20 protein-coding genes are annotated in these 21006 nt (G+C 72.4%); 11 read left to right on the top strand and 9 right to left on the bottom strand.

Annotated elements, in window-relative coordinates:
* Nucleotides 1–4: 4 nt before the first annotated feature.
* The 5 genes from VK501_RS28320 to VK501_RS28300 are packed head-to-tail and all read left to right on the top strand — an operon-like array spanning nt 5 to nt 4617.
* Nucleotides 5–1126, top strand: coding sequence for an amidohydrolase family protein (locus tag VK501_RS28320; RefSeq protein ID WP_324343412.1), 1122 nt, complete (start codon nt 5–7; stop codon nt 1124–1126).
* The gene (locus tag VK501_RS28315; RefSeq protein ID WP_324343411.1) at nt 1123–1518 is read left to right on the top strand and encodes a hypothetical protein; all 396 of its coding nucleotides are present in this window, start codon (nt 1123–1125) and stop codon (nt 1516–1518) included. The genes VK501_RS28320 and VK501_RS28315 overlap by 4 nt, the downstream gene beginning before the upstream one ends.
* Nucleotides 1515–2453 carry an alpha/beta hydrolase gene (locus tag VK501_RS28310; protein WP_324343410.1) on the top strand — a complete coding sequence of 313 codons (939 nt, stop codon included), beginning with the start codon at nt 1515–1517 and terminating at the stop codon, nt 2451–2453. The genes VK501_RS28315 and VK501_RS28310 overlap by 4 nt, the downstream gene beginning before the upstream one ends.
* Nucleotides 2450–3505, top strand: coding sequence for an acyl-CoA dehydrogenase family protein (locus tag VK501_RS28305; RefSeq protein WP_324343409.1), 1056 nt, complete (start codon nt 2450–2452; stop codon nt 3503–3505). Before VK501_RS28310 ends, VK501_RS28305 begins: the two co-directional genes overlap by 4 nt.
* Nucleotides 3502–4617, top strand: coding sequence for an acyl-CoA dehydrogenase family protein (locus tag VK501_RS28300; RefSeq protein ID WP_324343408.1), 1116 nt, complete (start codon nt 3502–3504; stop codon nt 4615–4617). Before VK501_RS28305 ends, VK501_RS28300 begins: the two co-directional genes overlap by 4 nt.
* Nucleotides 4618–4642: 25 nt before the next feature.
* On the opposite strand, the gene VK501_RS28295 is transcribed toward VK501_RS28300, so the two are convergent.
* Nucleotides 4643–6250: an AMP-binding protein gene (locus tag VK501_RS28295; RefSeq protein WP_324343407.1), complete on the bottom strand. Its 1608-nt coding sequence runs from the start codon at nt 6248–6250 to the stop codon at nt 4643–4645.
* A 63-nt stretch (nt 6251–6313) separates the two neighbouring features.
* Here VK501_RS28295 and VK501_RS28290 point away from each other — a divergent pair, with 63 nt between their 5' ends.
* From VK501_RS28290 to VK501_RS28275, 4 genes are all read left to right on the top strand, one after another.
* Entirely contained in the window at nt 6314–7462 is a 1149-nt protein-coding gene (locus VK501_RS28290; protein WP_324343406.1) for an acyl-CoA dehydrogenase family protein, read from the top strand.
* Nucleotides 7459–8415 (top strand): acyl-CoA dehydrogenase family protein, encoded by a 957-nt coding sequence (locus VK501_RS28285; RefSeq protein ID WP_324343405.1) that lies wholly within the window; start codon nt 7459–7461, stop codon nt 8413–8415. The genes VK501_RS28290 and VK501_RS28285 overlap by 4 nt, the downstream gene beginning before the upstream one ends.
* 66 nt (nt 8416–8481) lie before the next feature.
* Nucleotides 8482–9270: an SDR family oxidoreductase gene (locus tag VK501_RS28280; protein ID WP_324343404.1), complete on the top strand. Its 789-nt coding sequence runs from the start codon at nt 8482–8484 to the stop codon at nt 9268–9270.
* A 10-nt stretch (nt 9271–9280) separates the two neighbouring features.
* On the top strand, nt 9281–10966 hold the full coding sequence (locus tag VK501_RS28275) for a class I adenylate-forming enzyme family protein (RefSeq protein ID WP_324343403.1): 1686 nt from the start codon (nt 9281–9283) through the stop codon (nt 10964–10966).
* On the opposite strand, the gene VK501_RS28270 is transcribed toward VK501_RS28275, so the two are convergent.
* Genes VK501_RS28270 through VK501_RS28235 form a run of 8 tightly spaced genes read right to left on the bottom strand, consistent with a single transcriptional unit; the run spans nt 10963 to nt 17097 of the window.
* The gene (locus VK501_RS28270) at nt 10963–11196 is read right to left on the bottom strand and encodes a hypothetical protein (RefSeq protein ID WP_324343402.1); all 234 of its coding nucleotides are present in this window, start codon (nt 11194–11196) and stop codon (nt 10963–10965) included. The two genes, VK501_RS28275 and VK501_RS28270, sit on opposite strands and share 4 nt — an antisense overlap.
* Nucleotides 11186–12391, bottom strand: coding sequence for an acyl-CoA dehydrogenase family protein (locus VK501_RS28265; protein ID WP_324343401.1), 1206 nt, complete (start codon nt 12389–12391; stop codon nt 11186–11188). The genes VK501_RS28270 and VK501_RS28265 overlap by 11 nt, the downstream gene beginning before the upstream one ends.
* A gap of 4 nt (nt 12392–12395) precedes the next feature.
* Nucleotides 12396–13415: an acyl-CoA dehydrogenase family protein gene (locus VK501_RS28260; protein WP_324343400.1), complete on the bottom strand. Its 1020-nt coding sequence runs from the start codon at nt 13413–13415 to the stop codon at nt 12396–12398.
* Nucleotides 13416–13418: 3 nt separating this feature from the next.
* Nucleotides 13419–14264 carry an enoyl-CoA hydratase gene (locus VK501_RS28255; protein ID WP_324343399.1) on the bottom strand — a complete coding sequence of 282 codons (846 nt, stop codon included), beginning with the start codon at nt 14262–14264 and terminating at the stop codon, nt 13419–13421.
* A 9-nt stretch (nt 14265–14273) separates the two neighbouring features.
* Nucleotides 14274–15230 carry a Rieske 2Fe-2S domain-containing protein gene (locus VK501_RS28250; RefSeq protein WP_324343398.1) on the bottom strand — a complete coding sequence of 319 codons (957 nt, stop codon included), beginning with the start codon at nt 15228–15230 and terminating at the stop codon, nt 14274–14276.
* Nucleotides 15227–16066 (bottom strand): amidohydrolase family protein, encoded by an 840-nt coding sequence (locus VK501_RS28245; RefSeq protein WP_324343397.1) that lies wholly within the window; start codon nt 16064–16066, stop codon nt 15227–15229. The genes VK501_RS28250 and VK501_RS28245 overlap by 4 nt, the downstream gene beginning before the upstream one ends.
* Nucleotides 16066–16266 carry a rubredoxin gene (locus tag VK501_RS28240; protein ID WP_324343396.1) on the bottom strand — a complete coding sequence of 67 codons (201 nt, stop codon included), beginning with the start codon at nt 16264–16266 and terminating at the stop codon, nt 16066–16068. The genes VK501_RS28245 and VK501_RS28240 overlap by 1 nt, the downstream gene beginning before the upstream one ends.
* Nucleotides 16267–16314: 48 nt before the next feature.
* On the bottom strand, nt 16315–17097 hold the full coding sequence (locus VK501_RS28235; RefSeq protein WP_324343395.1) for an enoyl-CoA hydratase/isomerase family protein: 783 nt from the start codon (nt 17095–17097) through the stop codon (nt 16315–16317).
* 100 nt (nt 17098–17197) lie between these two features.
* On the opposite strand from VK501_RS28235, the gene VK501_RS28230 reads away from it, so the two are divergent.
* Both VK501_RS28230 and VK501_RS28225 read left to right on the top strand, forming a co-directional pair.
* Entirely contained in the window at nt 17198–18838 is a 1641-nt protein-coding gene (locus VK501_RS28230; RefSeq protein WP_324343394.1) for an NAD(P)/FAD-dependent oxidoreductase, read from the top strand.
* Nucleotides 18835–20979: a nuclear transport factor 2 family protein gene (locus VK501_RS28225; protein WP_324343393.1), complete on the top strand. Its 2145-nt coding sequence runs from the start codon at nt 18835–18837 to the stop codon at nt 20977–20979. The genes VK501_RS28230 and VK501_RS28225 overlap by 4 nt, the downstream gene beginning before the upstream one ends.
* Nucleotides 20980–21006 lie beyond the last annotated feature (27 nt).

Here is a 21006-nt window from a genome sequence, read left to right as displayed (position 1 = left end):
CACCATGTTCAATGACAACAACATCATCGTCGACGCGGTCGGCCACGCCTATGACTTCACGCCGGGCAACCGGGTCGAGTCGTGTCCGCTCGCGGTCTACGACGGCGTCGCCGCCTACACCCATGCCGAGGTGCACGCGGTAGCCGAGTCGCTGAAGCCCGGCTACCAGCTCAGCTACGCCGAGTACGTCGCGCCCTGGCCCGCCGACGAGGTGGCCGACGTGTTCTTCGCCGAGAGCGACGTCGACGCGTTTGCCTATCACGGCGTCCGCCTCCCGCCCGTGAGCCGGAACGGCATCTCCCCGTTCGACCTCGGAGTCGAGCTCAAGCGCGCCCATCCCGACCGGGTCTTCCTCTACGCACCGGTGGACGCGCTGGGCGGCGCCGGCGAGCTCGAGGAGATGGAGCGCATGGCCTCCGAGGCCAAGATCGACGGGTTCAAGTTCTATCCCTCCAACGGCCTGGTGGACCCGAACCTGCATCAGGCGGTCACGATCTCCTTCTCCGACCTCGACTCGGTCGGGCCCTATCTCGAGAAGGCGCGCGAGCTCGGCGTGCGGCACATCGCCGTCCACAAGGCGATCCCCATCGGCCCCGGGCCGCTGGCGCCCAACCGCCCCGACGACATCGGGGTCGCCGCGACCGCGTTCCCGGACCTCACCTTCGAGGTCGTGCACAGCGGCTGGGCGTTCCTGGAGGACTGCGCGCTGCAGATGGTCACCCACCCCAACATCTACGCCAACCTCGAGTGCGTGGCGAACTTCCTCGTGCGCCGTCCCACCCGCTTCGCGCACGTCCTGGGCACGCTGCGCCACTACGCCGGCGACGACCGGCTGCTGTTCGGCACCGGCGCGATGGCCTGCCATCCGGCGCCGGTGGTCGCCGCGCTGGCGGCCTTCGAGATGCCGCAGGAGCTGGTCGACGGTGAGGGCTACCGACCGGTGGACGACGACGTCAAGGCGAAGATCCTCGGCGGCAACTACCTGCGGCTGCACGGCATCGACCCGGCCGCCATGGCGCAGCGCCTGAAGGACGATCCCGTGGTGCGCCGTGACCTCGACGCCGACGGACTCCCGCTCACGCCGTGGCGGCTGCACCGCGAGCGCTCCGCGGTCCTGGCCGCGTGAGCGCCGTGGCCGAGGTCGCCGACACGGTGCGCGCGGCGGTGCTCGAGCAGGCAGACGCGATCGCCGACCCCTGCAGCGTCGCCTCGGGCCTCGACCTCGGCCTGGCCGAGATGGGGCTGATCCGCGACGTCCAGGTCACCGCCGGCGACCGTGGGATCGAGGTCGGCATCACGCTGCGCCTCACCGCGCCGGGGTGCTTCTACTACCTGTACTTCGAGCGCGAGCTGTGCAACCGGATCGGCGCGCTGCCCGGGATCGCGGGTGTGACCGTTGTGCGCGACGCGAGCTATGACTGGTCCGAGGACGACATCGCCCCGCCGGCCAGGACCCGATTGCGCGAGCGCCGCCGCCGGCGGCGCGACGAGCTGACCCGGATCGCGGAGGCATCATGAGGCACGAGGTCGACGAGTACCTGGTCGCGCTCGGGCAGGCCGCCGCCTCCCAGCCGGCCGGCGCGACGCTGCCGCAGCTGCGGGAGTGGTACCGGGGCGTGGTCGCGGCGTCGGCCACCTACGTCGAGATCGCGCCGCTGGTCCGGAGCGAGTGGGTCAGCCTCGCGCTCGACGGCCGCAGCCTGCGCGGGCTGCTGCAGGTGCCGACGGTGGCCGAGCGCCATCCCGTCGTCGTCTACTTCCACGGCGGCGGCTACGCGCTGGCCGACCCCGAGGCGACCGAGGCCACGACCGCGGCGCTGGCCGCACGCAGTGGATGCGCCGTGCTCAGCGTCGACTACCGCCTTGCGCCCGAGCATCCGTATCCGGCCGCCCACCACGACGCGCGCGACGCGCTGGGCTGGATCGGCGAGCACGGTGCTGACCTCGGCCTCGACGTTGGCGCGCTGGCGGTCGCCGGAGATTCCTCGGGCGCCGCGCTGGCGCTGCACGCCGCCGTCGGCGCCGCGCGCGAGGAGCTGCCCTCGCCGAAGGCGCTCGCGCTGTTCTACGGCTGGTACGACGCCACCCTGAGCGGCGCCTCGATGGCCGAGCTGGGCCCGGCGGATCCCGTGCTCCCCAGGCCCCTGATGGAGGCGTTCCGGGCGGCCTACTTCGGTGACGCGCCGGACGCCGTTGCGGGGCGCCTCGGGATGGACGGGGGGCTGCCGGTGCTCGGCGACACTTGTCTGATCGTGGGCGGAGCCGATCCGCTGCGCTCGGACTCCGAGACGCTGGCCAGGACGTTGCGCGCCATGGGCAACGGCGTGGAGTATCACTACTTCGACAACATGCCCCACGGCTTCTCGACCATCCCGTCGTTCACCGACGGCCGCCGCTCGGTGGAGCTCGCGGCGAGCTTCATCGCGTCGCGGCTGCTGCCCGTCGCTCCATGACGTCGCTGGACCTCGACGCGCGCGACCTGCGCGACTCGGTGCGCGCCGTCCTGGCGCGCGAGTCGACGCTCGACGCCGTGCGCGCGGCGACCGAGGAGCCCGAGCGCTGGCGGGAAGCGTGGGCGATGGCCGTCGAGCTGGGATGGCCGGCGGTCGCGGTGCCCGCGGAGCAGGGCGGGCTCGGGCTCGGGGTGCACGCGCAGGCCGCGATCCTCGAAGAGGCCGGCTACGCGCTGTTCGGCGCGCCGCTCGTGAGCACGACGATCGCCGCGACCGCGCTGAGCACCGCCCCGCCGAGCGCTGCGCGTGACGGAGCCCTGGGCGCGATCGCCGCCGGCGCCGCCGCCACGCTCGCCCTGGGCGACCCGGGCCTGCAGGTGCGGGCAGGATCGCTGGACGGCAGCGTTCCGCACGTCCCGGACGCCGGCCGGGCCGCTATCGCCGTCGTGCTGTGCGGCACCGCGAGCGGGCCGGCGCTGTGCGTGGTCGACGCCACGTCGGTGGTGAGCAGCGCCGGCCCGGGGCCTGACCCCAACCGGCCGGTCGGCACGCTGGACTTCGCCGCGACGCCCGCCGAGAGACTGCCCGGCGGGCGGCCTGAGCGGGCCGAGCAGGCCGCGCGCGTGCTGCACGCCGCCGAGCTCGTGGGCGTCGCGGCGCGCGCGCTCGACATCGCCGTCGAGCACGCGGGCCGGCGCCGGCAGTTCGGACGGGTGATCGGGGAGTTCCAGGCGGTCAAGCACCGGCTCGCCGACGATTACGTCGGCCTGGAGCGCGCCCGCAGCCTGACCGCCGCCGCCGCCACGGAGCTCGACGTCAACGCCTCCGGCGAAGGATTCGAGGCGCTGTCGCGCATGGCCAAGGCGGCCGCGAGCGAGGCGGCGATGACCGGCGTGCGCGACGCGATCCAGGTCCTGGGCGCGATGGGCATCACCTCCGAGTGCGAGCTGCCGTGGCTGCTGCGTCGTGCCCGTGTGGGATCGCAGCTGCTGGGCGACGCGCGGCATCACTACGCGTGGCTGGGCTCCCGACCGCCAGAGGAGGCACGATGACCGTCCAGGGTGCGGCGCAGGAGTACCGGGAGTGGCTGGCCGGGCTCCTGCCCGCCGACTACGCCGAGCGCCAGGCCGACTACCGCACCGACCACGCGCTGCGAGCGGCCCACCAGCGGGCCGCCTTCGAGGAGGGCTGGCTCATCCCGAGCTGGCCGCGCGGGCTCGGCGGCCGTGGACTCGACCCCTTCGAGACGATCGCCGTCAAGCTCGAGGGGGCGCGGAGCCAGGCGCCCCGGCTGCCGAGCATCCAGAGCGTCGGCGTGATCGCGCCCGCGATCCGCCAGTTCGGGACCGAGGCGCAGATCGACCAGCTGCTCGTGCCCACGCTCCGCGGCGACCTGACCTGGGCGCTGGGCATGTCCGAGCCCGACGCCGGCTCCGATCTCGCCGCGCTGAGCACGCGCGCCACCTCCGTCGACGGCGGCTTCCACATCACCGGCCAGAAGATCTGGACGACCCAGGCCCACACCAGCGACTGGGCGATGCTGTACTGCCGCACCGACCGCGACGCGCCGCGCCACAAGGGCATCTCGTGCCTGCTGCTGGACCTGTCCGGCGCCGGCGGGGTCACCGCGCGCGAGATCGAGACCGGGTGGCCGGGGACCGACGAGTTCTGCGAGATGTTCTTCGACGAGACCTTCGTCGGCGACGAATGGCTCCTCGGCGATCTCGACGGCGGCTGGAAGGTCGCGATGTCGGCGCTCAACCACGAGCGCGACATGATCTGGATCAACGCCTACGTCGACGTCGAGCGGGTGCTGCGCTCGACGCGGCGCTACGCCTCCGGCGCGCTGGCCGACCACGTCGCGGTCGAGCTCGGCCGCCTGGCCACCGACGCCGCCGCGCTGCACCACACCGGCATGCGCGCGCTCGCCAGCGAGGTCGCCGGCCGCCCGCACCCGGAGTTCAGCATCCTCAAGCTGCTCGGCACCGAGGCGGTGCAGCGGGCCTGCGACCTCGCGCTGTCGGTGGCGGGCGCCGAGGGCCTCGCCGATGACGAGCTGCTGCTCGAGGACTTCGATGCGCTCGGAGCGACGATCTCCGGCGGCACCTCGGAGATCCAGCGCAACATCATCGGCGAGCGCGTGCTGGGGCTCCCGCGCGGCTGAGCCCGGCGCGCGCCCCTCGCCGCGCTCAGCCGCCGCTTAGCGCGGCGACGATCAGATGCTTCTGGACCTTGCCGGAGGCCGTGCGCGGCAGCGCCGCGACGATCTCGTAGCGCTCCGGCAGCTTCTGCGTGGCGATCCGCTGGGCCCGCAGGAAGGCCGTGAGCGCCTCGGTGTCGACCCGAAGATCGGCCTCGGCGACGATGACGGCGCACGCCAGCTCGCCGAGCCGCTCGTCGGGAAGCGCGACCACCGCCACCTCGCCGACGCTGGGATGGGCGATCAGCAGGTCTTCGACCTCCCGCGCGCTGAACTTCTCGCCACCGCGGTTGATGATGTCCTTCAGCCGCCCGGTGATCCGCACCCAGCGCTCGTCGTCGATGATGCCGAGGTCGCCGGTGTAGAACCAGCCGGCCTCGTCGACCGCCTCCGCGGTGCGTTCGGCGTCGACGTAGCCGAGCATCTGCTCCGGCCCCCGGACCCGCAGCTCGCCCTCCTCGCCCGCCGGGAGCGGACGACGGTCGGCGTCGACGGCCTCGATCTGCACGCCCGCGGCCGCGCGACCGTCGTAGCGGGCCCGGCGCGCGAGCGGGTCGCGCTCACTGGCGAGCGTGGTCGTCGGCAGCTCGGTCATCCCCCAGCAGCGGTACGCCGCGATTCCCAGCGCGTCGGCCTCCTCGACCAGCGCCGGCGGCACGGCCGCGCCGCCACAGCAGTACTGGCGCAGCGCCGGTCGCGTGACGCCGCGTGCGCGGAAGGCCTGGAGGATGCCGCTGAGGAACGGCGTGGCGCCGGCCATGTAGGTCGCGCGCTCACGCTCGATCAGCTCGACGCACGAGTCGGGATCCCAGCGGTCCATGAGCACCGAGCGGGCTCCGACCATGCAGGGCACCAAGAGCCCCTGCAGCATGCCCGTGATGTGCGTCAGCGGCGACGCCATGAGCATCGTGTCGCGGAACGTCAGCCCCCAGGCGTGCTGCATCGAGGCGACCTCCTGCACGAGCGCGCGTGAGCAGTGCATGACGCCCTTGGGCTTGGCCGTGGTCCCCGACGTGTACAGCACGAGGCACACGTCCTCGGGGCCCCCGGGCCGGACGTCGCCGGGGAGCGGCGCGCGCGGCGCCAGGGCCCGGGGCGCCCAACCGTCGACCTCGCCATGGGTACACACGCGCGCGCGAGGAAGGACGCCGGCCGCGGCGCAGGCCTCGTCCAGCTCGGCGCACAGGTCGCGACCGCGGACGTCACCCGAGGCGATCAGCGCGGCCGGTCGCAGCTCGCCGACGATGAATTCGAGCTCGTGGTGGCGGTAGATCGTCACGACCGGTGCGCTGACCGCGCCGATGCGCCAGATTGCCGCGGCGGTCGCGACGGCGTCGATGCCGTTGGGCAGCGTCCAGGTCACGACGTCGCCGGCTCCGACGCCTGCACCCACGAGCTGCTCGGCGATCGCGTCGGCGCGGGCCCGCAGCTCGCCAAACGTCACGCGCTCGCTGGCCAGGACCACCGCCTCGCCGTCGGGGCGGGCCTCCGCGGCCTGGTCCAGCGCCCATCCGACGTGCTGCTCGCGACGCAGGCCGGCGGCGCTCCACCGCGCCAGGAGCTCCGGCGGAGCGGGGTGTGCCGTCGGCTTCAGCATGTCGCAATCATAGAGAGGTTGAGCTTCTAGGCATGCAGGCTAAACCTATATAGTATTTGGATCATGGACTTCGACCAGGGCGAGAGGGTGATGCGTCTGCGGGAGCGCCTCCGACTGCTGATCGATCAGCACGTGCCTGGCTGGTACCGCGGACCGTTCAAGGACGACGCGTCCGTGCGGGCCACCGAACGCTTCTGCCGGGTCCTGGCCGACGAGCGCCTGCTGACGATCGACTGGCCGGCGGAGTGGGGCGGCGAGGACGCGGGAGTCTGGGAGCAGACGGCCGTCCGCGAGGAGATGTGGGCCCACGACGAGCCCCGCGGCGCCCAGTACATGGGGCTGAGCTGGGTCGGGCCGGCCATCATGCGCCACGGCACCGCGGAGCAGAAGGCCATGCACCTGCCGCTGATCGGCCGCGGCGACGTGACCTGGTGCCAGGGGTTCAGCGAGCCGGAGGCCGGCAGCGATCTCGCGTCCCTCAAGCTCGCCGCGACGCCCCAGGACGACGGAGGCTGGCGGCTGTACGGGCAGAAGATCTGGACCTCTTACGCCTCGCTGGCCCAGTGGTGCTTCCTGGCGGCGCGTACCGACACGGGGCAGCGGCGCCAGAAGGGCCTGACGGTGTTCCTCGTCCCGCTCGACCGCCGGGGCGTCGAGGTCCGGCCGATCGCCGCGATGATGGGGACCCATCACCTCAACGAGATCTTCTTCGACGGCGTCCAGGTGGGCCCCGAGGACGTGCTCGGCGAGGTCGACGCCGGGTGGGACGTGATCCGCACCGTGCTGTCGTTCGAGCGCATCGGCATCCCACGCTACGCACGCAGCGACCGGCTGCTCGCACAGCTCTGGCCCGCCGTCGCGTCCGAGCCGCCCTCCGCGCCGCTGCGGCTGGCCCACGCGCGGACCTCGGTGCATTGCCGCGTGGCGCGACTGCTGGCGTACCGCGTGCTGGCGATCGGCGAGCAGGCGGGGGAGCTGCCGGCGCACGAGCCGGCGCTCCAGCGCATCGCCTCGACCCTCCTCGACCAGGAGGTCGCCGAACTCGCCATGGAGGTCGCCGGCGCCGACGGGCTCGACGACGCGCCCGGCGCGCTGCTCGACGGCCGCGCCGAGGACCACTGGCGGTACGCGCGGGCGTCGACGGTCGCCGCCGGCACGACCGAGATCCAGCGCCTGATCATCGCGCGCGAGCTGGCCCGGGAGCCCCGGTGAACCGCACGCTTCCGCCCGAGGCGATCGCGTTCGCCCAGGCCACCCGCTCGGCGATGTCGCGCCTCGGAGGCGTCGAGATGGCGCGCCGTGCCGAGCAGGCGCTGGAGCTGCGCCGTCTGGAGGTCGAGCCGGTCCTGCGCGAGCTCGGCCTGCTCGACCTGGCCCCGTTGACCGACGAGGTCGAGGCGATCGCCGCGGCGATGGCGATCCGCGAGGCCGGCGCCGTCGTCTGCCCGTGGCCGCTGGTGGCCGTGGTGGGCTGCGATGTCCCCGGCGCCGACGCGCTCTACGTCTCGGCGGGCGCGCCCGCGCGCCTCGAGCATCTGGATCTCGCCGGCGATGCCGTGGCGGTGACGGCGCACGGCGCAGTCCTGTCGGTGACCGCCGACGGCCCGATCGCGCCCACGCCGCTGGACCCGTTCGGGTCGCGCTGCCTCGCCGTGCCTCGCGAGGAGACAGGGGTCGCCGACGGGCACCTGGCGTTGCTGCTCGGAGCCCAATGGATCTTCGGCGCACTGAGCACGGTGACGACCCTGTCGATCGCCTACAGCCGCGAGCGGCGGCAGTTCGGCCGGCCCATCGGCGACTTCGGGGCGGTGCGCTGGCGCCTGGCCGACATGGCCGTGGCGCGCGCCGGCCTCGAGGAGCTCGCGACGTTCACCCTCTGGCGCTACGTCAGCGGCCTCATGACGGCGGCCGACGTGCTTGCCCTGCGGGTCTACGCGCTCGAGGCGGCCGAGGCGATCCTCACCCACGGCCACCAGGTCTTCGCCGCGATCGGGCTCTGCGACGAGCACGACATGTCGATCATCGACCGCCATCTCCAGCCGGTGCTGCGCCGCCCCGCCGGGCTCGCGGCCGCCGAGCAGGCGCTGGCCGCGGCGCTGGCCTCCGACGGCTTCGACGCGCTGTTCCCGCTCGAGCCGCTGCCGCGGGCGGTGGCGGTCGAGTAATCCTGTATATGTATGGGGAGCGACGCGTACATGTTGGGTGAACAGCGGCCGGAGGAGGGTGGCGGGATGGCGGAGCGCAGCGAGGAGCAGCCGGTGCCGGACGCCCTGGGCAGCGGCGCCGCGCCGGTCGCGGTGATCGCCGGGGCGACCGGCGGGATCGGCGAGGCGTGCGCCCGGGCGCTGGCCGCTCGCGGCTTCGCGCTCGTGCTCAACGCTCGCCGCGAGCAGCCGCTGCGCGAGCTCGCCGACGAGCTGGGGGCCGAGGCCGTTCCCGGCGACTGCGGCGACGAGCGCGTGGCCGCCGATTGCGCGCGCCGCGCTGGGGCGATCGACGTGCTGGTGCACGCCGCGGGCGTCCTCCGCGGGAGCCGGGTGCGCGAGCAGAGCGTCGAGGTCTTCGACGAGGTCCAGCGCGCGAACCTGCGGTCGGCCTACGTGATGGTCCACGGCTGCCTGCCCCGGATCAGCGTCGGCGGCCGGATCGTCCTCGTGTCGTCGCTGTCGGCGACCAGCCCCATGCGCGGGCTGACCGCCTACTCGGCGGCCAAGGCCGGGATGAACGCGTTCGCGCTGGCGCTCGCCGCCGAGCTCGAGCCGGAGGGCATCAACGTCAGCCTCGCGTCACCGGGAGCGATCGACACGCCGATGATGGACAACTCGGTCAACGAGTTCAGCGCTTTGCCGGCGTCCGACGTCGGCGACGTCGTCGCGTGGCTGGCGCAGCTTCCGCCGCGCATGGTCATCCACGACGTCGTGTTCCGCGCGCCGTTCCGGGGTCCGTTCGTCGCGATGGCGGGGGGCAAGGGCACCGAGGGCCTGGACCTCGCCTCTCTCCGTGCCACCAAGAACCCCTGAGGAGCCGACCGTGTCGCAGGAGCAGAACCTCCCCGTGGGCATCGCCGCGACCGATCCAGGCGTCGGCCGGAGCACCATGCCGGGCATCCTCGCCGAGGCGGTCTCCCGCTACGGGCCGGCGCCGTGGCTGACCTACGGCGGTGAGACGCAGAGCTTCGCCGATCTCGGCCAGTGGACCGACGCCATCGCGGCCGCCCTGCTCGCCGCGGGCGTCGATCACGACGACGGCGTCGCGCTCTTCATGGGCAACCGCTTCGAGTGGATGCAGGTCCAGCTCGGGATCGCGCTGAGCGGGGCGTGGATGGTCCCGCTCAACACGTGGCTGCGGACCACCGAGCTGACGCACGTCCTCGGCTCCTCCGGCTGTCGCGTGTTGATCTGGGACAGCGCCGTGCTCGGCCAGGACATGCGCCCGCTCCTGCAGGCGCTCGTGCCGGAGCTCGATGATGCCGGGCCCGGCGCCTGGCGCAGCGGCGCGTTTCCGCGGCTCGAGATCGTGGTCGGCGTCGGCGACGGTCCCTGGCCGCGCGGCGTCACCCCGTGGGACGACTTCCTGCAGCGCGCCGACGAGATCGACGCCAGCGCCGTCGGCGCGCGCGCCGGCGAGGTCGGCCCGGAGAGCACCGGGCTGGTCATCTACACCTCGGGCACGACGGGCGTGCCCAAGGGCGCCATGCTGACGCATACCGGGATCGTCGACCACATGCGGGAGTGGACGCGGCACATGCGGCTCGGGCCACACGACCGCTCGATCATGGCCTCGCCGCTGTTCTGGGTCTTCGGCTGCACGATGAACACGATGGTCCCCTTGCTCGCAGGGTCCATGACGGTCCTGGAAGAGCGCTTCGCGGCCGCACGGTTCCTCGCCGACCTCGAGGAGCACGGCTGCACGCACCTCCAGGGCGTGCCCGAGCAGTACGAGCTCGCCCTCAACCACGCCGACGCCGCCCGGCGCGACCTCTCGACGCTCCGCGTCGTGCAGATCGGAGGATCCAAGACGGTCGCCGACCTCGCGCTGCGCATCCGCGACCGCGCGCCCGACGCGCGGATGCTCGCGGCCTACGGGCTCACCGAGGCGGTCGGCGTCAACACCTGGACGGAGTTCGACGACCCCTTCGAGCTGCTCGGAACCTCGATCGGGCACGCATCGCCCGACAACGAGGTGATGCTGCGCGACCCGGTGACCCTCGAGGAGGTCGCGGTCGGGGAGCTCGGCGAGATCTGCATCCGCGGCCACCACGTGTCCCGGGGCTACATCGACAACCCGGAGGCCACGGCGGAGACGTTCGTCGACGGCTGGCTGCGGACGGGCGATCTCGCCCGGGCCGACGACGACGGCTACTTCACCATCGCCGGGCGGCGGTCGCACACCTACAAGCGCGGCGGGATGAACGTCTACCCCGCGGAGACCGAGGTGCTCCTCGGGACCCATCCGGACGTCGAGCGCGCGGCGGTCGTGGGCGTTCCCGACGCACGCCTCGGGGAGGTCGGCGCGGCGTTCGTCGTCCTGGCCGAAGGGACGTCGGTGACCGCCGGCGAGCTGCTGGAGTGGGCCGACGGCAAGCTCGCGCGCTACAAGCTGCCGGCGCACATCAGGGTGGTGGAGTCCCTCCCGGTGACGGCGAGCGGCAAGGTCCGCAAGTTCGAGCTTCAGCAGCGATGGAGCGAGGAGTCGGCGGAGGCCCCGCCCGGCTAGTGCTCGTCGGGGTCGACGTCCGGGCGCGACAGGCCGCGCGGGTCGACGCCGGCCTCGATCAGGCAGCGGGTGAGGGCCGTGTGGAACTCCTGGCCCAGGCTGGTGCCGCGCGCGGCGAGTGTGGCGTCGAGGCGGGCGCGGTCCTCCTCGGGGAGGCTGAAGGCGAGGTAGACGTTCGTCCACGTCCGGCGTGCCGGAGCGTCGCCGTTCGGCTCCTGGTCAGCGGCCATTGGTCGCCGCCGCGTGGTTCGCGGGCGCCTGACGGGGTGGCCGGGCGGGACGGCTGCGGGGCATGCCCAGCCGATGCTGGGCGATCTGCTCGCGCAGGATCTCGCTGGTCCCGCCGTAGATGGTCGTGACCTGCGCATGGCGATAGGCGTGCTCGATCTCGCCGCCGGCCGCAGCGGCCGCATCGCCCGTCTGGCGCAGACCGTCGGCGCCGGCGGCGTCCAGCAGCGCGCCGGCGCCGCGGAGCAGCGACTCGGTCGCGTACAGCTTGGCCATGGAGCCCTCGATGCCTCCGGCGCTGGCCGTCGCGCGCAGCCAGGTCGCGCGCGAGCCGAGCAGACGCGCCACCTCGTAGTCGGTCGCCACCTCGCCGAGGCGGCGCAGCAGCCGCGGATCCGACTCGCGGCCACTCGCCCGCGCCCAGCCCGCGGCGTGCTCGACGAGGCGCCGCACCTGCGGGGCGAACTCGCCGCCACGCTCGAAGGCGAGGGCGAGCATCATGATGGCCCAGCCGCCGTCGACCTCGCCGATGCGCGCCTCGTCGCCGACCAGGATGTCGGTGTAGAAGGTCATGTTGGTGCGCTCGCCGCCCAGGGTGCGCATCGGGGCCACCGAGAACCCGGGGTCGTCGGTGGGGACGAGGAAGGTGGTCAGGCCCTTGTGCCGGGAGACCTCCGGGTTGGTCCGGGCGAGCATGAAGACGTAGCCGGCCTCATGGGCGAGCGTCGTGAACGCCTTCTGGCCGTTGATGCGCCAGCCCTCGCCCTCGCGCACGGCGGTGGTCGAGACCGCCGCGAGGTCGGAGCCGACGTCTGGCTCGGAGTAGCCGAAGGCCGTGGTCAGCTCGCCGCGGCGGATCGGCTCGAGGATCCGCTCCCGCTGCTCGGGCGTCCCCACCCGGCGCACGATCTCGGCGACGACCATGCTCATCGAGAACCCGTCGGTGGGCGCGCCGGCGCCCTGCAGCTCGTCGTAGAGCACCTCCATCTCGTAGGGGTCGCGGCCCTGGCCGCCCTCGTCGACCGGCCACGCCGCGCCGATCCAGCCCTTGTCCGCCAGCGCCGCGTGGAAGCCCCAGTCGTGCGCCGAGCCGGTGCGCGCGTACCGCTCGCGAACCTCGTCGGTCAGGTGCTCGTCCAGGAACGCGCGCACCTCGGCGCGCAGCGCCTCGGTCCTCTCGTCGATCGCGAAGTCCACGGTGCTAGGCCTCCTGTGCGACGGCGGTCGCGCCGATCGCTTCCCACGCCAGCTCGGGATCGCCGTCGGCGAGCGAGAGCGCCTTCGCACGGCGCAGGTAGTACTGGATGTCGTATTCGAGGGTGTAGCCGTAGCCGCCGTGCACGTGCAGGCTCGTGGCGGCGGCTCGCTCGGCGGTGCGCGCGGCGTGGGCGTAGGCCATCGGGGCCAGGCGGGCGCAGTCCTCCAGCCGGCGATCGCGGCACCATGCGGCTTCGCGGGCGAGGAGCTCGCCGCCCTCAACCGCGGTCTGGATGTCGGCCAGGGGCTGCTGCAGGGCTTGGAAGGCGGCGATCGGGACGCCGAACTGCACGCGCTCCAGCGCGTAGCACACGCCGATGGCGACCGCCTCGGCGGCGAGCCCGTTCAGCAGTGCCGCCGTGCCGATCCGCCAATCGTCGCGCGCCCGTGCCCAGTGCTCACGGGCCTCGTCGCCCTCGGCGAGCACGGTGCGCGTGACGCCGTCGCCCGCAAGGTCGCGGTCGGCGACCGCCATCATCCCGAGGTCGGCGATCCACTCCCCGGCCGGCCCCTCGACGGCGACGAGCTGGTCGCCGTGGAGGGCGACGACGGCGTCCGCGACGGCTCCGCCGGGCAGGACGGTCGCCACGCCGTCGACCGCGGGTCGCGGCGCGAAGACGGCCAGGCGCCGGCCGGCGAGGGCGTCGTCGAGGAGCAACGGCGCCCCGCCCGTTGCGGCGAGCAGCCGAGCGCCCACGGCGGCTTCGACGAGCGGGACGCACGCGATGCGGCGGCCGGCCTGCTCGGCGACGAGCACGAGCTCCAGGAGGCCCGCGCCCGCGCCGCCGGCTTCGTCGGGCACGGCGATCCCAACCGCGCCGAGCTCGGCGACGAGCGTCCACAGCGTGGTGTCGAACCCCGTCTCGACCGCGGCGCTGCCGTGCGTGGTCTTCGCCTCGCGCGTGAAGACATCGGTGAACGCCTCCTGGATCGCGCGCTGATCGGCGGTGAGCGCGAGGTCCACCGCTCAGGCTCCGTCCATGCTGCGCTTCGTCTGGGCGGAGTCGAACCCGCGGTTCGGGGTTCCCATCTCGACGAGGTTCTGGACGTGCGCGAGCTGGTGCAGCCCGAACACCGAGTCGATCCCGGTCCGGTGGCCCATGGCGTCCTGCGCCTGGTTGACCGCCATCTTGGTCAGCGCCAGCGCGAGGCGGGCACGCTTGGCGATCTTCTCGGCGAGCTCGAACGTGCGCTCCTCGAGCTCCGCGTCGGGATAGACGTGGTTGAGCATGCCCATCTCGTAGGCCTCCGCCGCGGTGATCCTCTCGCCGAGGAAGAGGAACTCCTTGGCGCGGCGCGGACCCATCTCCCACGGATGGCAGAAGAACTCGACCCCGGGGGCGCCCATCGCGATGACCGGGTCGGCGAACTTCGCCGACTCGCCGGCCACGATCAGGTCACAGGCCCAGGCCAGCATGAGCCCGGCGGCGATGCAGGCACCGTGGACCTGCGCAATCGTGGGCTTGGGCAGCTCGCGCCACCGCCGGCAGAAGCCGAGATAGACCTCCTGCTCGCGCGCGAGGTAGTTGTCGGCCCCAACCTTGCCGACGTGGTTCCACCACATCCCCTGGCGGGGATAGTCGCGCTCGTAGTCGGCGAGGCCTCCCGGGCTGATGTCGTGACCGGCGGAGAAATGCCGGCCCGCACCACGCAGGATCGCAACGGCCGCGCTGTCGTCCTGCGCGAAGCGGTGAAACGCGTCGTCGAGGGCGTAGAGCAGCTCGGAGTCCTGGGCGTTGGCCTGATCGGGGCGGTTGAGGGTGATGAGCACGACCGCGTCGCGCTGCTCGTAGAGGACGGGGGTCGTGGTCACGGTGGGCTCCTAGGCGGCGACGGGCGCCGGCTCCTCGTAGAACTGTCCGGCCCAGCGACGGTAGTCGACGATCGGGCCCTCGCCCATCGCGAGCATCGGGCGGGCGCGGTACAGCTTGTGTTCCCAGATCGGGATGTCCTGGGTGATCTGGCGGGAGAACTCCTTCATGAAGGCCTGGCCGTACCGGCTGGCCTCGCCGGTCGCCGCATCCTTCGGGATGAAGAACGTGTAGAACGCGCTGAGGGCCCCCTCGTCGACGGGGGTGACGCTGAAGATGGTGCGCGCCTCGCCCAGCCCCCGCTGGCGCACGAAGTCGAGGCCCAGGCCCCAGAGCTCGGACTCGACGGCGCCGTCGACGTCGCCGCGCGGCGTCTTCATCGTGATGCTCGCGATCGCCCGGAACATCGGTCCCTCCTCGACGAGCTCGACGGCGCCGAAGCCGGAGACGCCGTGGACGAACTGGAAGTGCGCGATGTCGACGGTGTTCTCGAAGATCTCCTGCACATGGCTGCCGATCTCCCAGCGCTCCGACTCGAACCGCAGCCAGTCGGGGTCCGCCGCCTGGGGCAGGGCCGGAGGCTCCCAGTCCGGCTGCGCGCCGGACGCCGAGTACCAGAGCAGCACCTGCCCGTTCTGCTCGCGGACGGGGCGGCAGCCGATCCGCGCCCCGCGCTGCGGCTTGTCGCGGTAGGGGATCCGCTCGTTGCGGCCCTCGCCGTTCCACCGCCAGTGGTGGAAGGGACACACGACGTTGTCGCCCTCGACGAAGCCGCCGTGGCCGATGTGCGCGCCGAGGTGGGCGCAGTAGGCGTCGAGCACGTTGATCGTTCCGCTCTCGCCGCGCCAGCAGATGAAGTCCTGCCCGAAGTAGTGCAGCGTGACCAGTTCACCGGGTGCGACGTCGTGCGAGCTCGCGACGTAGTACCAGCTGTCGGGAAACGGCGGGAGGTCGATGCGACGGGTCATGCGGTCTCCTCGTGGGTTGGCGACGTCAGGCCGAACAGGCGCTCGGCATTGCCGCGGAGGTAGTCGTCGAGCACGCCGGGGCGCAGGTCGAGCGCCTCGGCCTCGGCGCGGCAGCGGGCGAAGTCCAGGACGGGGAACCCGGTGGCGAACATCAGCCGCTTGCGCCCGCGCGTGTTGAGGTAGTGGATCAGCTGCGCCGGGAGGTACCTCGGCGCGCAGTCCGACGTCATCATGTGGAGGTTCGGAAAGCGGATCATCAGGCGGATCGCCTCGTCCCACCAGGGGTCGGCGCCGTGGGCCATGATGAGCGTCAGCTCGGGGAAGTAGCGGCAGACGTCGTCGAGGTGCAGTGGCCGCTGGACCTCGGCGGGCATGGGCGGGCCCGGCATCCCGCAGGTGACCGACGCGGGAAGCCCCAGGTCGACGCACGCGGCGAACAGCGGGTAGTAGGCCGCGTGGTTGGGGGCGATGCCGAACATGAACGGGACGATGCGCACGAGCGCGAGGCCGCAGTCGTCGTGCAGGCGGCGGATCTCCCGGACGGCCTTCATGCCCTGCCGCGGGTCGAACTCGGCCGAGAGCAGAAAGCGGTCGGGGTGGGCGGCGACCCAGTCGGCGAGCTCGTCGGCGCGGCCGGGCACCGCGTTGAGGACCGCGGTGCTGATGCCGGCGGCGTCCATCTCCGCAAGGACCTCGGCGGCGGTCCGCGACGCGAGGACCTCGTCGGCGTCCCGGTGGAAGAGGTCGCTCATGAGCGCGCGCATGAACTCGGGGACCTGATCGGCGGGCCACAGCAGCGGCGTCACGAACGTGTCGACCGCCGGCGTCGGGGCCATCAGACGTAGGGCTCGAAGGCGGCCTTGCGCGCCCCGCAGACGGGGCAGACCCAGCTGTCAGGGATGTCCTCGAAGCGGGTCCCGGGGGGAAGCCCACCGTCGGGGTCTCCTTCCGCCGGGTCATAGATCATCCCGCACTCCACGCAGATCCAGAGCTCGCCCGACGCGGTCGGGACCGGCGAAGGATTGTTCGCGTCCATAGATGTAGATGATACATAGCTTGAGCCGCGCGTTCGATCGGCCTCGGGCTACTGCCCGCCGTTGTCGGGCGGGGTCCAGCGGGGTGGACGCCGCTGCTGGAAGGCCGCAGGTCCCTCGGCGGCGTCCGGGTGCGACCAGTGAGCGCGGATGGCGTCCCAGCCCTCCTGCAGCGAGGCGTCGACGAGCCGCCGCTCGAAGGTGCGCAGGAGCCGGCGGGAGATGGTCAGGGCGGCCGGCGACCCGCTGCAGACGGTGGCCGCGAGCTCGTCGGCGCGGGCCTGCAACGCGTCGTCGGCGACGACCTCCGAGACCAGGCCGGCCGCCAGGGCGGCGTCGGCGTCAAGCCGCTCCGAGGTACCGAGGAGCACGAGCCGGCGCAGGATGTCGGGCCGCATGCGCAGCGCGAGGGTGGCCGGCTCGAGCGCGCTGACCTGGCCGACGGTCACGTGGGGATCGCAGAACGAGGCGGCTGCACCCGCGACCACGATGTCGGCATCGGCGACGAAATGCAGCCCGCCGCCCGCGCAGATCCCGTTGACCGCGACGATCACCGGCACCTCCAGCCGGTCACCGGGGAGGAACGACAGCTCGTCGTGCACGTCCTCCGGCGCCGCCGAGCGGTCCGAGGACAGGAGCGCCGCGTCGGCCCCCGAGCAGAAGCCGCGCCCCGCGCCCGTCACGATCACGCACCGGAGCGCTGCGTCGGCGGCGAGGACGGCCCACGTCCGGCGCAGGTCCTCCATGAGCGAATCCGAGAGCGCGTTGAGGCGCTCGGGACGGTTGAGGGTGACCCGGGCGACCGGGCCATGGCGCTCGACGACGACCTCCATAGCTCTAGACGATACAGAGGGAAGGGCGGGCTCCGCCCAGGCCGCGGAGGGACCGGATGCCCTTGCACTTTTAATGATATCTATGATAGAGACGCACGTCATGGACGAGACGAACACCCGTGACGGGCTCGCACGTCGCCATGACGCGCTGATCGTCGGGGCCGGCTTCGCGGGGCTGTACGCGCTGCATCGTCTACGCGCCCTCGGGCTGTCGGGACGCGTGATCGAGGCCGCGCCCGAGATCGGAGGGACGTGGTACTGGAACTCCTATCCCGGCGCGCGATGCGACGTCGACAGCATCCACTACTCGTATCTCTTCTCGCCGGAGCTCGACCAGGAGTGGGCATGGAGCGAGCGGTACGCCGGCCAGCCGGAGATCCTCAGCTACCTCAACCACGTCGCCGACCGGTTCGGGCTGCGCGACGGCATCGAGCTCGACGCCCGGGTGGTGGCCGCCCGCTTCGACGAGGAGACCGGCCGCTGGCTGGTCGACACCGACCGGGCCGGGCGGTTCGACGCTCAGTTCGTCGTGATGGCGACGGGCGGGTTGTCGGAGCCGATCGATCCACCGTTCCCCGGCCTCGAGCAGTTCGCGGGCGACTGGTACCAGACCAGCCGCTATCCCGACACGCCGGTCGACTTCACGGGCAAGCGCGTCGGGTTCGTGGGCACGGGCTCGAGCGGCATCCAGGCGATCCCTGAGATCGCCGCGCAGGCCGCCACCCTGACGGTCTTCCAGCGCAGCCCGAACTTCGCCGTCCCCGGGCGCAACGGCCCGCTGCCCAGCGACGACCTCGACCGGGCCAGGGCCACCTACCCCGAACGCCGGCGCGAGCAGCGCACGTCGCCGTTCGGCTTCAGCGACGAGATCCGTCTCGGCGAGACCTCGGCGCTCGCGCTGCCCTACGAGGAGGTGCGCGCGGAGCTCGAGCGCCGCTGGGAGATCGGCGGGGCGGCCCTGTTCATGCAGGCCTACAGCGATGTGATCCTGGACGAGCGCGCCAACGCGCTCATCGCCGACTTCGTGCGCGACAAGATCCGGGAGGCGGTGGACGACCCGGCCACCGCCGAGCTGCTGTGCCCCACCGACCATCCCCTCGCGACGCGGCGCCTCTGCGTCGAGAACGGCTACTACGAGACCTACAACCGCGACAACGTCGAGCTCGTGGACGTCCGTGGCGCGCCGATCACCTCGATCACGCGGGGCGGGCTGCAGACGACCGAGCGCGAACATGCCTTCGACACGCTCGTGTTCGCGCTCGGCTACGACGCGGGAACCGGACCGCTGCTCGCGGTCGACATCCGTGGGCGCGGCGACCGCCGCCTCGCCGAGTGCTGGGACGACGGCGCCTCGACCTACCTCGGGCTGATGACGCCCGGCTTCCCGAACCTCTTCATCGTGACCGGGCCCGGCAGCCCGTCGTTGATGGTGATCCTCCCGGTGGGCATCGAGCAGCACGTCGACTGGATCGCGGAGTGCATAGAGCGGATGCGAGCAGAGGGGATCGACACGGTCGAGCCGACGCCTGACGCGACCGACGCCTGGACGCAGCACGTGGCCGACGTCGGAGACATGACGTTGTTCCCGCGCGCCGACTCCTATTACATGGGCGCCAACGTCCCGGGCAAGCCGCGACGGCTGTGCATCTATCTGGGCGGGTTCGGCGCGTATCGGCAGCGCTGCGACGAGGTCGCCGCGGCCGGGTATGAGGGCTTCGAGCTGCGATCGGCAGCGTCGTGAGGCGTCCCGACGCCGGCGATGCGTCGCCCGACTTCGACGTCATCGTCGTCGGCGCGGGATTCGCCGGGCTCTACATGCTGCATCGCATCCGCGAGCTTGGCCTGAGCGTGCGCGTGCTCGAGGCGGGCGACGGCGTCGGCGGCACGTGGTACTGGAACCGCTACCCCGGTGCGCGCTGCGACATCGAGTCCTTCGACTACTCCTATTCCTTCTCGCCCGAGCTCGAGCAGGAATGGGCGTGGACCGAGCGCTATCCGTCCCAGCCGGAGATCCTCCGGTACATCAACCACGTCGCGGATCGCTTCGACCTGCGCCGCGACATCCAGCTCGAGACGCGGGTCACGCGCATCGCGTTCGACGAGGACAACACCCGTTGGAGGATCCGCACCGACCGCGAGACGGAGCTCTCGGCGACCTTCTGCATCACGGCGATGGGGTGTCTCTCGGCGCCCAAGGACCCAGACATCCCCGGGCTCGACACCTTCGCCGGCGTATGCCACCGCACGAGCGACTGGCCGAAGGACGGCGTCGACCTCGGCGGCAAGCGGGTGGGAGTGATCGGCACCGGGTCGACGGGCGTCCAGCTGATCCCGACGATCGCGCCGCAGGCCGGCCACCTCACGGTGTTCCAGCGGACCCCGAACTTCAGCCTCCCGGCCCGCAACGCGCCGCTCGCGCCGGAGGTCGCCGACGAGGTCAAGGCCAACTACGCCGAGCGGCGTCGCCAGACCCTGGAGTCCGATCTGGGGCTCCCCGTGACGATCGGCGGCGAGTCCGCGCTGGCCGTGAGCGAGGAGGAGCGCCGGCAGGAGTACGACCGGCGGTGGCAGGTCGGAGGCGGTGCGTTCCTGCTCGCGTTCAACGACCTGCTCGTCGACAAGGCCGCGAACGACACGGCGGCCGACTACTTCCGCGCGCGGCTCCGCGAGGTGGTCGCCGATCCGGAGGTCGCCGAGATCCTGACGCCGACGACGTACCCGGTCGGCACCAAGCGGCTGTGCCTCGACACCGGCTACTACGAGACGTTCAACCGCGACGACGTCTCGCTCGTCGATCTCCGGCGGACCCCGATCGAGGGGGCGACGCCGAGCGGGCTGCGCACGGCCGCGGGCCAGCACGACCTCGACGTCCTCATCCTCGCCATCGGGTTCGACGCGGTGACCGGCGCGTTCCTGGACGCCGACATCCGGGGCGTCGGCGGCGTGCGGCTGGCCGACCGGTGGGCCGACGGGCCCCGTGCCTACCTGGGCGTCGCGATCGCCGGGTTCCCCAACCTGTTCACGATCACCGGCCCCGGGAGCCCGTCGATCGTGACCAACGTGGTGGTCTCCATCGAGCAGCACGTCGACTGGATCGCCACCTGCATCGCGTACATGCAGGAGCACGACATCGAGCGCATCGAGCCCCGGCGCAGCGCCGAGGACGCCTGGGTCGACCACGTGCGCGAGGTGGCCGACTCGACCCTCTTCCCGCTGGCGGACTCGTGGTACGTGGGCGCCAACGTCCCCGGCAAGCCACGCGTCTTCCTGCCCTACCTGGGCGGCGTCGCGACCTTTCGCAGGCTCTGCGACGACGTCGCGCGACAGGGCTACGAAGGGTTCGCGGTGCGCAAGCGGTCGCATCGGGAGCGCGCGGCGCTGATGTCCGGCGAAGGCCAACAAGGGAGCACGATGGGAAACCGGGAGCAGGACCTGCGTGATCGGGCGGAGATCGAAGACCTCCTTCACCACTACTGCTGGCTCGTCGACACGCGAGAGCCCGATCGGCTCCTCGACGAGTTCTACAGCGCCGACGCCGTCGACGACCACGGCGCCGTCAAGCTGTCGGGTCGCGACGAGATCGGTCACTTCATGCGCACGCTGATGGAGTGGTCGGAGGGCCACGCGCACGTCCTCAGCAACGTGGTCGTCGAGCTCGACGGCGACGAGGCCACGGCGCGCAGCTACGTCACCGCATGGCACTGGTTCGCGACCACCGCCGACCAGGGCGACCATCGCCCGGCCGACTACACGTGCGTCGGCCAGTACCACGACCGTCTCCGGCGCGAGCCGCAGGGCTGGCGCGTGATCGACCGGCGCTTCGCCACCACGGCGCCGGGATACGTGGCGCTCGGAGCCTTCCCGGCGGTCGACTTCACGTAGGCCGCCCGTGGTACCTCGTCGCCCTCC

Origin of the sequence: Baekduia sp. (assembly GCF_035318805.1) — a bacterium.
Lineage (GTDB): Bacteria > Actinomycetota > Thermoleophilia > Solirubrobacterales > Solirubrobacteraceae > Baekduia.
This window is presented reverse-complemented; position numbering and strand designations above follow the sequence as displayed.

What these genes read in the sequence shown, in the direction of transcription:
- VK501_RS28235 (WP_324343395.1), bottom strand. Translation starts at nt 17,097, where the DNA reads ATGGAGGTCGTCGTCGAGCGCCATGGCCCGGTCGCCCGGGTCACCCTC.
- VK501_RS28295 (WP_324343407.1), bottom strand. Translation starts at nt 6,250, where the DNA reads ATGCTGAAGCCGACGGCACACCCCGCTCCGCCGGAGCTCCTGGCGCGG.
- VK501_RS28250 (WP_324343398.1), bottom strand. Translation starts at nt 15,230, where the DNA reads ATGACCCGTCGCATCGACCTCCCGCCGTTTCCCGACAGCTGGTACTAC.
- VK501_RS28270 (WP_324343402.1), bottom strand. Translation starts at nt 11,196, where the DNA reads ATGGCCGCTGACCAGGAGCCGAACGGCGACGCTCCGGCACGCCGGACG.
- VK501_RS28280 (WP_324343404.1), top strand. Translation starts at nt 8,482, where the DNA reads ATGGCGGAGCGCAGCGAGGAGCAGCCGGTGCCGGACGCCCTGGGCAGC.
- VK501_RS28305 (WP_324343409.1), top strand. Translation starts at nt 2,450, where the DNA reads ATGACGTCGCTGGACCTCGACGCGCGCGACCTGCGCGACTCGGTGCGC.
- VK501_RS28245 (WP_324343397.1), bottom strand. Translation starts at nt 16,066, where the DNA reads ATGGCCCCGACGCCGGCGGTCGACACGTTCGTGACGCCGCTGCTGTGG.
- VK501_RS28240 (WP_324343396.1), bottom strand. Translation starts at nt 16,266, where the DNA reads ATGGACGCGAACAATCCTTCGCCGGTCCCGACCGCGTCGGGCGAGCTC.
- VK501_RS28300 (WP_324343408.1), top strand. Translation starts at nt 3,502, where the DNA reads ATGACCGTCCAGGGTGCGGCGCAGGAGTACCGGGAGTGGCTGGCCGGG.
- VK501_RS28230 (WP_324343394.1), top strand. Translation starts at nt 17,198, where the DNA reads ATGGACGAGACGAACACCCGTGACGGGCTCGCACGTCGCCATGACGCG.
- VK501_RS28320 (WP_324343412.1), top strand. Translation starts at nt 5, where the DNA reads ATGTTCAATGACAACAACATCATCGTCGACGCGGTCGGCCACGCCTAT.
- VK501_RS28310 (WP_324343410.1), top strand. Translation starts at nt 1,515, where the DNA reads ATGAGGCACGAGGTCGACGAGTACCTGGTCGCGCTCGGGCAGGCCGCC.
- VK501_RS28290 (WP_324343406.1), top strand. Translation starts at nt 6,314, where the DNA reads ATGGACTTCGACCAGGGCGAGAGGGTGATGCGTCTGCGGGAGCGCCTC.